We start from the raw sequence: 13,113 nt of genomic DNA on the forward strand, positions 1-13,113 counted from the left end.
GACTACGTAGATCTTTAAACGTTGGGTGACACAGAACTATGAACACCCTCTCTAATACCCTTGTTATCTCAAATAACTTTTAATCATTATTTATATCAACTAGTTTCATTATCTTTTTTTCGATTTGAGAACCCCTCCATACAGTAACCGGTGTCGAAATTTTTTCATTATAACTGCTAATACATATTTCACCTTGACAATCTACTCTCCTCCACCTCTTCTTTTGAATAGCTAGACCTGACGTGACTAAAGGCTCCATTAATAAATGATCAAATATTCTTTTATCTACACTATTTTTCCAACCATCAATCTCACTCGATATGATTATCTGTAAACCAATTGAATCTTCTTTCCTTACCACTGCACAATATGCAAAACTAGAACTGATATTCTGAGGTTTCATTTTCGACATAGATGTCGCATCTGAAACATCTAGTATTCCTAAAGGGATAGCATACACATCTTTCTCTGATACGTTTCTCATGACAAGTCCGCTTTACTTATTACATTCTTTCCTGGGTTTTCTTCCATTAATATCAATCTTAGCTTTATTATACTCATCATTAAAAGCTACTCCTCGGGCATCTACTCTTTCTTTATCAAAAGAATTAACTTTATTACCGCGATTTGTAATTGATATATCTTTTCCTCTGACACCAGTTTTAGTGCCATATTCTTCAATGTACGCCTGTTCATAACCTCTCGCTTGAGCATAGTTTAAATCACTCTCTAACACGACTAGCTGAGCATCTCCAGCTAAACGGCCAGAAGATAAGTGCTGTAACTCTCGTTTAGTAGGGTTATTTGATAACCCTATATAGTACGGTTTACTAGCACCTTCATCATACAAACCATAGAACGAGAATCCCCCCTGATTTAATGGGGTCAACCCCAGCGGATCCACCCACTCCAGTGGGTTGGCAACATAGGCCTGCGGCCTTAACCCGCCCGCAAACCCTATCGGGTCGGGGCTAAGATACTGGCCACTGTCTGCATCGTAATAACGGTTTACGTTATAGTAAAGGCCCGATTCTGGGTCTTCGAGTTGTCCTTGGTAGCGAAGGTCACACGCTATACTGTCGTTGGCCGCTTCTTCGCGTCGTTGCCAGTGGCGTTGTGATTGCCCGTGGTAATGGCCCCATAGCGCTTGCTCGCCCCGCCAGACAATATCACCTTGTTCATTACACAGCTCTTGCGGTGTGCCCGCGTGGTCAGTCACGATGTAATGCAGCTCGCTGCCTTGATTATGGTGGGTCACTTGCGCCATCGGGCGGAAGCTGCCGGACTCGTAGAGGTATTCGGTTTGCTGTAGGACTTGCCCATCAGCCGTGGCCTGTTGTTGCTGCACAATGTGCGCGCCGTCCCACAGGTAGTGAGTCTGTGTTTGGCTGTGTGCACATTCTTTGGCGATACGTCGCCCAAACGGGTCGTAGCGGTAGCGATACCGCGTGCCGTTGGGCAGTTCAATGTGGGTTAAGCGGTCATCCGCGTTCCAGCTAAACTGGGTTACCTGTGGCCGGTAACCTGCTTTGTTCTCGGTCTTTTCAATCACCCGGCCGCAAGCATCATAGCGATAGCGAAAACGGCCGGTTTCTAATACACGCCCTGCGCGGTCATGGCGGCGTATTTGGTACTGCACGCAAGTGTATTGGAGGCATCATAAAAGTGGATATCTCCAGTGCAGAACTAGAACGTGACGCCGCCTCAGCTAATCGGCGACGTCGAGGGGCGTAGCGAGGGTTATGTGAGTCAGTGATTACTCGGTGACACAGAACTATGATCACCCTCAAAAAACACAGAAAACCGATTCAATAATAACTAGCTTACTTAGGAGAAGGATAATGTTCTATTATGTAAACATTATCGACATCACATTCAGGATATATCCATTTAGCCCAATTATCGATAAGCCAATCTTTTTTAATAGCTCTCTTCTCATTATGTTCACTCTCTTTTGGCAACCGAACTAATACCAACCCTGCTTTGTGGCCTGTTGATATTACCAAACCATATTCAGAATCATCATCAGGCATACTCACAACAAGTAAATCTAGGTAATCTTCATATGGCCAAACGGCTGGAAATCTAAAGATAGCACCTCTAGAAACACTATCAGACTCATAATCAACTAATTTCATAACTATTTGACCCTTAAATCATGTCCACCGCTTTTATCTAGGCTATTAGGGATCTGATTAAGTCCCATATCAACTTCACCCATATGGTTTCCTTTTTTCATTCCTATTTGCTCAAAACGTCCATGTTGCGTGTCAACAGAGTAATAAGACTTTCCATCTGTATATACTGTCCTTCCAGGGTTCAACTTTTCCACTCGTTTTACTCTTTGCCAATTATGAGACTCGGCTACTTTTTGTGACATAACCTTTACAGCTGCAACTCTCTCATTTGCAGGTAGCTTTACTAAGCTTTTTTCAAAATCTGCAACGCTCTGCCCATTGGGTAAAGGACACCCTGCCAACCCCAACGGATCCACCCACTCTAGTGGGTTGGCAACATACGCCTGTGGCCTTAATCCTCCCGCAAACCCTATCGGGTCGGGGCTAAGATACTGGCCACTGTCTGCATCGTAATAACGGTTTACGTTATAGTAAAGGCCCGATTCTGGGTCTTCAAGTTGTCCTTGGTAGCGAAGGTCACACTGTATACTGTCGTTGGCCGCTTCTTCGTGTCGCTGCCAGTGGCGTTGTGATTGACCGTGGTAATGGCCCCATAGCGCTTGCTCGCCCCGCCAGACAATATCACCTTGTTCATTACACAGCTCTTGCGGTGTGCCCGCGTGGTCAGTCACGATGTAATGCAGCTCGCTGCCTTGATTATGGTGGGTCACTTGCGCCATCGGGCGGAAGCTGCCGGGCTCGTAGAGGTATTCGGTTTGCTGTAGGACTTGCCCATCAGCCGTGGCCTGTTGTTGCTGCACAATATGCGCGCCGTCCCACAGATAGTGGGTTTGTGTGTCGCTGTGCGCACATTCTTTGGCGATGCGTCGCCCAAAGGGGTCGTAGCGGTAGCGATACCGCGTGCCGTTGGGCAGTTCAATGTGGGTTAAGCGGTCATCCGCGTTCCAGCTAAACCGCGTTACCTGTGGCCGGTAACCTGCTTTGTTCTCGGTCTTTTCAATCACCCGGCCGCAAGCATCATAGCGATAGCGAAAACGGCCGGTTTCTAATACACGCCCTGCGCGGTCATGGCGAAGCTTTTGGCGCTGCACCCGCGCATCGGCCAGCGACACGACTTGTTGCTGTTGGCTGTATTCGGTCGCAAACCCCGTCTCATTGAGGTTCAGTTCGCTGTCGTAACCAAACAGGTGCATAAATCGCCCGTTTGGTTGTGACGCTTTTTGTTGTCGAGCCCCAACCACTTGGCCATTAGGGTTAAGCGTAAACCGATGACTGCCACGGTGGTTATCATCGATTCCAATTAAGCGGTCAAGGGCGTCGTAGTGGTAACGCCGCAACGGGTCTTGGTGTTGGCCCAGCCCTTGTTGTGTTAGTAGACCTCGCTCACTCCATTGATGGGTTAAACGAAAGCCTTGTTGGTTACCTCGCTGTTGCTCTTGCCCTTGTGGGGTATAAGCAAAATCAAGCGGCTGGTGAGCACCGATTTGAACCTGTGTCAGCTGATGATGGTGCCAGTCATACTGGCGCGCGGTTTCTGTGCCTTTGGCCTCTATACGGCGTCCCGCTTCATCGTACTGATAGGCCAGTGTGGTGCCATTAAGGGTTTCTTCCACCAATAACCCTGCTGGGCTATAGCGTAGCCCTACCCACGCGTCACCATTTTCGGCGTAGGTCAGGCGAGAGGCCGCGTCGTATTCGTACCAGGTTTGCCCCGCTGGTGCGCCCGACGCATCGAAGGTGTGGATGTGGCTAACCCGCCCCCCTTGGTCGTAGTCGTATTGGTGTTGATAGCCATCGGGTTTGGTGTGACGACTCAGCCGCCCTGCTGCGTCGTACTCGTACTGCTCAACGCGCTTATCATAGTGCTGCTGGCTAACTACACGCCCTTGTTTATCAAAGGTGTAGCGCCAGTCATGGCCTTGACTGTTGGTGACCCCAGCAAACTCTGCTTCGGCATTGTAGTGGTAGCGAGTCACCGCCCCGAGAGGGTCAATCGCCTGAGACAATAAGTCAAACGCGTCGTAATCGAACGACTGGCTATGCCCCAGTGCATCGGTGACTTTAACCAGATTGCCTTCAATGTCGTATTCAAAGTAAGCGGCAGTGCCATCTTCGTAACAAACGCTGCTTGGGGTGAGGCTATCGTTTTGGTAGTGCCACGTCCGGACCAAGTTATTGTCACTGATGCGTCGGCATAACCGCCCTTGGCGATCGTATTCAAACCGCATACCCATGCCCACTTGGGGCTCTACGCGGGCCAATAATCCGAGTTCATTGTAGGTATAGCGCGTGGTGGTGCCATCGGGCTCCGTTAGGCTTTCTCGATGCCCTTCTGGGGTATAAGTCAGCGTGGTTTCCCGCCCTTCAGGATCAGTTGCGGCAATCACATCCCCTTGTGGGTTGTATTGATACGTCCATGTCGCACCTTCAGGGTCGGTATAACCGAGTAGATGGCCTTCCTCGTTGTACTGATAAGCATGCACCGCCCCATCCGGTAGCATTACGTCGGTTACATTCCCCCAGTCATCGTAGGCATAGAAGGTTGTCTCACCCAATGCACTGGTTTGGCTAATCAGGTTGTCGTTATCCCACGTTTGAGTGATGGTGCTACCATCTGGCGCCACGGTTTTCACCACGCGGTTGCGTTCGTCTAAGTGGTAAGCGGTAATGCCACCAAACGCATTTTTGTAGTAATGGATCCGCTGCTCGTCGTCGTAGCGGATGTGGTCGCTCCAGTAGTCACCCGCACAACGTGTCGCAAGGGCTCGGCCTTGCTCATCGTAATCATGTTCAACCCAAGTCTTGGCCTTATCTTGCCAACGAATAAGGTGACCGGCTTGATTGTATTGGTAGTCAAAATTCCGCCCCGCTTCCGCGCGCACCGAGAGCAAAAAGCCTTGCTCGTCATATTGATACTGCGCCAATTCACGGATCACCGTTTTATCGCGCTCACACAAGGTTAAGGCGGTAATGCGGTTACGCTCAGTGGCAACCTTGATTAAGCGCTGATCTGTTAATACCACCCACTTTAATGTGGCGTGCTGATAAACAAACTGGGTGCTGTTACCGTAGCTATCTTGGATTTTGGTGACTTTGAGTACGCTGCCCGCGGCAAAGCCAAAGTGATAACTCAGCCCGGTTTTGTGCTTGAGTACCAAGTGCCCAGATGGGTCTCGGTGTAAGCGCCAATCAGGCTTCATCGCCGATTGGGTTGGCGTCGCGGTAAACGGAAGCGGGAAGCGTGCTTGGGTATAGTCTTTGTCTATCCATAACGCCGTGTCGCCTTCAATGGTCAGACTGATATCCCAACTGCTTCGCCATAGTCGACCCATCAGGCCAGTGTGACGCTCTCCGCGCGAGTGATAGTAGCGCTCGTGTGACACAGGCAAGTGAGCCGCAACGGTAAAGTCTTCCCGTAGCTCAAAGGCTTTACCCGTTTGCATATCAACAGGTTCGCCTTTTCCCGTACATTTATTGGAAGGCTGACAGGCTCCGTCCCCGTCGGTTTTATTGGCTTGACGATTAGCCTTATCTTGCGTTTCTTGATGAGGGTCTGCCTTGCCTGCGTTGGTGTTTTCTGGCGCCTCAAGGGTCTCTTTAGGGTGCGCGGTGCCGGGCTTAACCGTAATAATTTTGCCCTTGAACTCATCAAATTTTCCTTTGATCCAATCGAGCATGTCATCGATTTTTTGAAGCAAGGATTTCAAGCCATCAATCATTCCAAGGATGGCACCGGACGCAAGACGCAGGATCCAGCTATCGCTTTGCATCACCACTTTTTCTAAGCCAAAAATGGTTTTGTTGATTAACTCTTTCGCTTCCTTGGCGCAACTTTTAAGCGTTTTATCAAAATCGGCCAAATACTTGACGAGGTTGCCATTCGACAAGCTTCGGATGATTTTCATCGCCAGTTGAATTGCCCGAGAATCGGCTTTTTTGAGGGCATCTAAAATGGCACAGCCGGTTTTTTTCGCCGCATCCCCTAACCCAGGCACGAAACCGATGGCTATCAAGGTTCCCTCGGCCCAATGCCAGTTATCTAATGACTCTTGCTCATAAGTCCGCCAGCTCCAATCGCCCAAATCATATAAATCAATGGCCTGTCCGACCACAGGGACGCAACCTAACGCGATTTCAACAAATAACAATAAGGCTGGATTATCTTGCGCCATACCTGCCGTCTCACCGGCTAGGCTGCTATACATTTTTTGAACCGCTTCTTTTTGCTTGCGTGTCCCTTGGTTTATTTCACGGTGAAGAACCCAAAACCGCTCATAAGCGGGCTCATAGTCATCGGGGATCCACTTTGTCCAGCTTCGATCAACGTCAATGCTATCCGCCGAGCTGTCGTCTGCATCGTAAAACAGATAGCCTTTACGGTTTAAAAGGGTATAGAGGGCGAAGTATTCGCCAGCCAGTGCCGCATATTCCGGCGAGTCTTGCAAGACGGGATTGTTCTCCAGCACTTCTTCTGGCTCGAACTCATCGTCTCCCTCTTGTAGCAAAATCTCATAGCCCCCACACCCCATGTTCTGGATCTTGCACAGCCCCTGATCGTCGGTTTTCCCTTCAATTTGCGTTTGCTTGCTATCAGTCAACACAAAGGGGGCATTGGGCACGGGCTTATCATCGTCGTAATGGTAACGAATAAACGTTTCACAGGCACACTCAACGCAGCCACCTTCTAATATGTTGTCTGTTGAAAAGTTTTGTTGGGCGGCCTGTGAACTCGAGAGCAAAGCGGCCTTTGCATTACTGCTCATGACGACGAAGATTCCTTATCTAGTAGAATTAAAGCTTGCTCAAATAGACGATCCATAGGCGTTTTTTGCCCATCGATAATGGGTCGGGTAATGATCTTCTGTGCCCACGCCTCTTGATAGAAGGTATCGCCTAGCTCGATTTTTAAGCTAAGAAAACGAACAATATCTTGCTGTTGCTGAAATCCGTTGGCGCTTGCTTCGCTCACACCGGTTTCAATGAATTGCGTCCATTGCGTCTCTGACCATGCCTGTGTGCGCTCATGGTGGGTCTGTAGATGCGTTTTGTAGGCTTGATACTGCTTTGGCAGTGATAGATTCAAGAGAGCGGCATATTGCGCCTCGCTCAGCGCACGCGGCAATGGCGGACAGGTGGCCTTTTCTGCCGATTCTGGACGCAAGGGGAGGGTTTCTCCCTCGGTATCATTAAGTGTACCGAACAGCGCATATTTAAACGGCCCACTTAATGCCTGCTTTTCTGTGTCTGATGAGGCCTGCCATAGCGCTTGAAACACCTGCCTATCGAACAATCGCAGCAATACGGTTTGTTGATAGGTATCCTTAACCTGTATCCACGTTTGCCAAAAACGCTTCGCACGAATGAAGAGACTCTCTTCATCTTGGTTGATAAGCGGATCATCAAACACAAAGGCGATGCCCCAGTTCGGCTGCTCTTCACTCAGCGTCACTAGCCAATCTATGCTGGGATTGACCAGCAAGTAAGGCGATAGCGAATGGTGGATCTCGCCCATTTTGCCCCAATACAACCGATGGGTCGCGAGTGCGTCGTCATCGATTGCTTGGAAAACTTGCGGACACACCGCCGCATCAACCACCGCGCAAAACGGTGCTGATAACCGATTGACTAATGAATTCTCGGACGCTTGATTAGGCATCATATTTACTCTGTGATCAGTGTGGCGCGGCCTTCAATGCCTAACCATCCGCGGGTGGTATATTTTGTTTTGAGCAACTCATCGCCTTTGTGCTTGTTATAAAACACAGTAATGGCTTTTTTTATCGGGAAAATCGTTAGTAGACGCTCAAATTCCGGATGCTGATAGAACTTATCACCGAGGTAAAAACGCGTGTGTGCGAATGTTTCCCACTCGTTTCGTGTCGCATTGGGATATTTTTCACTGGCAATATGCAGGCCTTCGATAAAGCAGTTTCTAACGTTTTGCCTTTTCAGTAACCATGCGTAATTAGGGGCTAAGTCAGAGTAAACAGACGCAATTAGCTCTTCAACTCTTTCTGGCCAGAAGAAGATATCGTGCTGTTCAGGCGTTAAGACGATGGGCGACGACAAAGCGTCTTGTGGCGCCCAAGGCGAACCCGTTTCCTCATCCCAACACGGTAAAAGCATCGGCTTGTCATCAATCACATCCGGCATATAGAGTGCCTCATGCGCCCCTATAAATGCGCCTCTCTGACCATCGGTGAGAACGTCAAAAAGTTCTAGCAACACACTGGTGTCGTAAAAGCGCAGCATTCGGGATGTGCCTGACTTATCGATAATACTCACCCACTGTTGCCAGTGAGAATGAAGCGAAGCCATCGAGCCATTATAAACGCCAACAAGACCGGCATTTGGGAAGCGTTGGGTATAATCATGGATCCAATAAAGTAGTGTTTCTCCGGGCTTACCTTCTTTGATCTCAATGATGAGTGGTGAGGCATCCATAAGGTGTGCATACTCTGTACCCTGATAAAGATACTCCCACGCCACATCGTTTCCAGACGCCATCGCTTCCCAGAATGTTCTGGCTTCGGGGTTTTGCACAGCATCAAAAATAAAATAAAACAGTTTATCTTTTGATTGTGACAATACTTCAAAGGGGGTTTTATGCGTAGTATCTACCATATAAAATGCCTAACTGACTCTGTTAATATTTATAATTTGGCGTCAATGCCATAACGCTCTCGCAGTATCTTTTCATCCTGCTTTTTAGATGCGTCTGATTGTGGTGCTAGAAATTCATTTTCACCCACAAGCTTACATTCACTGCGTGTTAAATAGCCTTCAGGATCGTCACACCACACAATATCGAGTCGATAACGTTCTCCATATGGCGTTAAAGCGGGAAACTGTACACCGAGCGCAATCATCTTTTGCTGAATATTCAGCATTTTTTGATACGCGCCGGTGGATTTATCCATGCTCTCCAAGCGCTCTTGAACTGCATAAGCGGCCGTTAATCCACTGTTTTTCATAATAAAAGGGTCAGCGCCATGCTCTAAAAGATACAGTGATTCATCAAACTTTACGCTGATAAAATCTAATAAAGGTGTTTGTCCTAAACCGTCTCTAGCATTCACATCAGCACCAAATTCGATCAATAGTTTCAGTGAGTCGTTATCTTCTAAATTCGGCACGTCAAAAATCAGTGTCTCACCATATTCATCGGTCAAATTCGGATCCATTCCCGCCTCCAACATCGCTTTAAATGCATCTGTCGTTTTGCGCCACATGGCAAAGTAAGCAACAGACTGTTCCCCCTCGCCTTCACCGAATTTGGCAGCAGGGTCGGCTCCTAGTGACATCAGCATCTTGATAGCTGGAATATTGGTATCAGCCACCGCAAAGGCTAATAGAGTGAAATGCTCGTTGCCTGGCGCATCAATCTCTGGCAGTTTTTCCGCCAATGCTTTCGCCCTATCGATATCATGGGCTTTCATCGCCTCGGCAACGGCCAATAATTCTCCCTCAAAAAAGACCTCTGGATAGGGTTTACTGCGGAATAGATTAAAAGCGCCGGCTTTTGCTCCCCAGAGCAAAAGCACAATCCCTATTCCGATGGCTGTTACCTTTAACACCTTATAGGCCTCGCTTATAGATTGGCATCGATGCCATAACGCTCTCGCAGTATCTTTTCATCCTGTCGTTTAGATGCGTCTGATTGTGGTGCTAGAAATTCATTTTCACCCACAAGCTTACATTCACTGCGTGTTAAATAGCCTTCAGGATCGTCACACCACACAATATCGAGTCGATAACGTTCACCATATGGCGTTAAAGCGGGAAACTTTACATCGAGCTCAATCATTTTTTGCTGAATTTTCAGCATTTTTTGATATGCGTCGGTGGATTTATCCATGCGTTGCAAACGACTCTGAACTACGAAAGCGGCAGTTACTCCGGAGTGATCCATCACAAAGGGATCGGCCCCGTTCTCCAAAAGATAGAGTGCCTCATCAAACATAACCCTTATAAATCTGAATAAAATCGTTTCTCCGAGACTATCTTTAGCATTCACGTCCGCGCCAAACTCAACCAACAGCTTCAGTGCGTCATTATCTTCTAGGTCCGGTACATCAAAAATCAGCGTACCACTGCCTCTCTTTATTTCGGTATCCATGCCAGCTTCCAACATCGCTCTTAGTGGCTCTGTGGTTTTAAGCCTCATTGCCAAATGCGCCACCGTTTCTGAAACATCCGTATCGGCTATCACGGCGTTATCAATTTTGGCGGCAGGATCAGCTCCCAGCGCCATCAGCATCTTGATAGCTGGAATATTGGTATCAGCCACCGCAAACGCTAACAGGGTAAAATGGTCATTACCGTGAGCATCAATATCCGGCAGTTTTTCCGCTAATGCTTTCGCTTTATCGATATCATGAGCTTTAATTGCTTGGGCAACGGCTAATAATTCCCCCTCAAAAAAGACCTCTGGATAGGGTTTACTGCGGAATAGATTAAAAGCGCCGGCTTTTGCTCCCCAGAGCAAAAGCACAATCCCTATTCCGATGGCTGTTACCTTTAACACCTTATAGGCCTCGCTTATAGATTGGCATCAATGCCATAACGCTCTCGCAGTATCTTTTCATCCTGCCGTTTAGATGCGTCTGATTGCGGTTTTAGATAAGGATGCGTCCCTTCCTCTTCACACTCTTCGCGAGGGCGATAACCTCTTGGTTTAACGCAGTACACAATATTGTTTCTAAAACGCTCTCCATATGGCGTCAAAGCGGGAAACTGCACACCGAGCTCAATCATCTTCTGCTGAATGTTCAGCATTTTTTGATATGCTTCGGTGGATTTATCCATACTATCTAGTGACTGTTGAACCGAATAGGCTGCACTCAGTCCACCATTGTCTATCACAAAAGGATCAGCACCGTTCTCCAAGAGATAAAGCACTTCATCCATGTTTACTCTGATGAAATCTAATAGCGGTGTTTGTCCTAAACCGTTTCTGGCATTTACATTCGCGCCAAACTCAACCAATAATTTCAGCGCGTCATTGTCTTCTAGGTCTGGCACATCAAAAATCAGCGTCTCACCATATTCATCGGTTAAATTTGGATCCATTCCCGCTTCCAACATCGCTTTAAGTGCATCTGTCGTTTTGCGCCACATGGCAAAGTAAGCAACAGACTGTGCCTCCTCGCCTTCACCGAATTTGGTGGCAGGGTCGGCCCCTAGCGCTATCAACATTTTGATGGCTGGAATATTGGTATCAGCTACCGCAAACGCTAACAGGGTAAAATTCTCGTTTCCTGGCGTATCAATCTCTGGCAGTTTTTCCGCTAACGCTTTCGCTTTATCGATATCATGGGCTTTCATCGCCTCAGCAACGGCCAACAATTCTCCCTCAAAAAAGACCTCTGGATAGGGTTTACTACGGAACATATTCAGCACTCCTGCTTTTGCGGCAACTGACAGTACAATACCTGCCAAGATAACTAAAAAAATGTATTTCATCGCGGTTTAAACCTGCTTGGCTAGCATGTGTAAATCATCGACTTTACGATCTTCGATAGCTTCGCGCATCATATCCATACCATGTAAATTGACTCGCTCTTTTAGCGTAACGTCGGTATTTTCTGCTATCGCTACGTTAGTACCAGGAGCCGCGCCAACGCTTTGCGTCTGAGCTGTTAATGATTTCGGCTTGGAAAATGTTTGGGTGGTATTACCAACCGCGCTTGGTAAACGCCTTAAAACGGGCATCTTTTCTTGCGCATGGGTAAGCACTTCCCCCTCTATTCGATAACGAGTAATATTACCATCACTGCCTTGTTGTACTTTGGGTACCCCATATCGCTCAACGGTCTTTTTATGCAATCCAGCACTGTTAAAGGTGGTGGCAGGAAAATTACCGGCTTTCGAGGCCGCAGAGGCCAAACCGCCCCCTAATGAGTGTCCAGCTATATCAATCGGTATACCTTTATTTTTAATTCTATCGCCCAGTTTAACTGCTTGTTTATAGTATTTTGACCTTCCCATAAGGCCTTGAGGAATATTGCCTTTGGTCCAGTCTCCCAACGCTTCTGTGCCTCGGAAAACCAATACTGGCTTCGCCTCCGACCCAAACACTTTGTGATCTGGCATATACACTTGAGCTCGGAAATTACTTCCTTCAACACGTAAGTCTTTACGTGACAAGCCTAAATCATTTAAGTCATCGTCACTCGCCAGCTTCCAGCCTGAGTCATGTTTAAAATCCTCGGCGACTTGTTGACGATGTTTTGTTAACTTTTCCTTCGGTTTATCGAGGGTATAGATATGTTCACTGAGCATCGCTTTTTCAGCCGCGTCCATATCTTGCGTAAATCGTTCAGCAACGTCTGGCTCTTTCTCGCTGGCACGCTCAGTGATCGCTTCTCGTGCTTTGCGTCGCTTGGCTTTAGTGGTGCCTTTTTCTAACACATACAGCATTTGTTCGGGTGAGCCGCCACTTTTTACCAACGACGATAAGTCTTGACCGAGAGGTGGTAATTCCTCGGGTAGCGCTTGCGTGATGGAGCCCTTGAGCTGCTGCTCAGCCACAGACTTAAAGTAGCCAGGGCTGTAAATCGGTTTTGACCAAAGTGCTTCAACCGGGTTGACCAAAGGCAAGATCCGCAAAAAAGGCGCATTGCTTTTAGCCGCCCCCTCACCACAATCATGTGATGGTGACTGGTAAGGCGTATCACCAATAAACACGTCGCCTGAACCCGCAGCAACCTGACCGCCACAACCAATGGCATCGCCGACCCGTGAGGCCGGCTTTCCGTTGATGGAAACATTCGACGACCCTGCACTAATGCTACGCCCATGAATACCGTGGGGCATTTTCGGACAAGGGCAAGCATGAAGCAGTACAGGGTCACCTTTACGTGCTGCTGGCTTGCCATTGATTGACACATCGGGGCTACCGCTAATAATGGGGGTGGCAGGGAAGCAACCATGCCCTGCCGCACTGTCTCCGAGTCTTCCAGCACTTGGCATA

Annotated in this window: 10 protein-coding genes; all 10 read right to left on the bottom strand. The window is 48.0% G+C overall.

Annotated features, from left to right (window positions below; all coding sequences use genetic code 11):
- Positions 1–79: 79 nt before the first annotated feature.
- Positions 80–484, bottom strand: coding sequence for a hypothetical protein (locus tag BUQ98_RS07475; protein ID WP_074213192.1), 405 nt, complete (start codon positions 482–484; stop codon positions 80–82).
- 12 nt (positions 485–496) lie between these two features.
- A complete protein-coding gene (locus tag BUQ98_RS07480) occupies positions 497–1,639 on the bottom strand; it encodes an RHS repeat domain-containing protein (RefSeq protein WP_083605230.1) in 1,143 nt (380 codons plus the stop codon).
- A gap of 184 nt (positions 1,640–1,823) precedes the next feature.
- Positions 1,824–2,138 (bottom strand): Imm45 family immunity protein, encoded by a 315-nt coding sequence (gene imm45, locus BUQ98_RS07485; protein WP_074213193.1) that lies wholly within the window; start codon positions 2,136–2,138, stop codon positions 1,824–1,826.
- Between the two features lie 2 nt (positions 2,139–2,140).
- Complete coding sequence (locus tag BUQ98_RS07490; protein WP_074213194.1) at positions 2,141–6,901, bottom strand: RHS repeat-associated core domain-containing protein; 4,761 nt, start codon at positions 6,899–6,901, stop codon at positions 2,141–2,143.
- Positions 6,898–7,797: a DUF4123 domain-containing protein gene (locus tag BUQ98_RS07495; protein WP_074213195.1), complete on the bottom strand. Its 900-nt coding sequence runs from the start codon at positions 7,795–7,797 to the stop codon at positions 6,898–6,900. Before BUQ98_RS07495 ends, BUQ98_RS07490 begins: the two co-directional genes overlap by 4 nt.
- Positions 7,798–7,799: 2 nt before the next feature.
- Positions 7,800–8,762 (bottom strand): DUF4123 domain-containing protein, encoded by a 963-nt coding sequence (locus BUQ98_RS07500; protein WP_074213196.1) that lies wholly within the window; start codon positions 8,760–8,762, stop codon positions 7,800–7,802.
- Positions 8,763–8,791: 29 nt separating this feature from the next.
- Positions 8,792–9,715: an ankyrin repeat domain-containing protein gene (locus BUQ98_RS07505; protein WP_254813892.1), complete on the bottom strand. Its 924-nt coding sequence runs from the start codon at positions 9,713–9,715 to the stop codon at positions 8,792–8,794.
- A 14-nt stretch (positions 9,716–9,729) separates the two neighbouring features.
- A complete protein-coding gene (locus BUQ98_RS07510) occupies positions 9,730–10,665 on the bottom strand; it encodes an ankyrin repeat domain-containing protein (RefSeq protein ID WP_254813893.1) in 936 nt (311 codons plus the stop codon).
- A 14-nt stretch (positions 10,666–10,679) separates the two neighbouring features.
- Positions 10,680–11,603 carry an ankyrin repeat domain-containing protein gene (locus BUQ98_RS07515; protein ID WP_254813894.1) on the bottom strand — a complete coding sequence of 308 codons (924 nt, stop codon included), beginning with the start codon at positions 11,601–11,603 and terminating at the stop codon, positions 10,680–10,682.
- A gap of 6 nt (positions 11,604–11,609) precedes the next feature.
- A complete protein-coding gene (locus BUQ98_RS07520; RefSeq protein WP_074213197.1) occupies positions 11,610–13,112 on the bottom strand; it encodes a Tle-like phospholipase domain-containing protein in 1,503 nt (500 codons plus the stop codon).
- Between the last annotated feature and the right edge of the window lies 1 nt (position 13,113).

The organism is Salinivibrio sp. ES.052, assembly GCF_900141775.1.
In the GTDB taxonomy this organism is placed as follows: domain Bacteria; phylum Pseudomonadota; class Gammaproteobacteria; order Enterobacterales; family Vibrionaceae; genus Salinivibrio.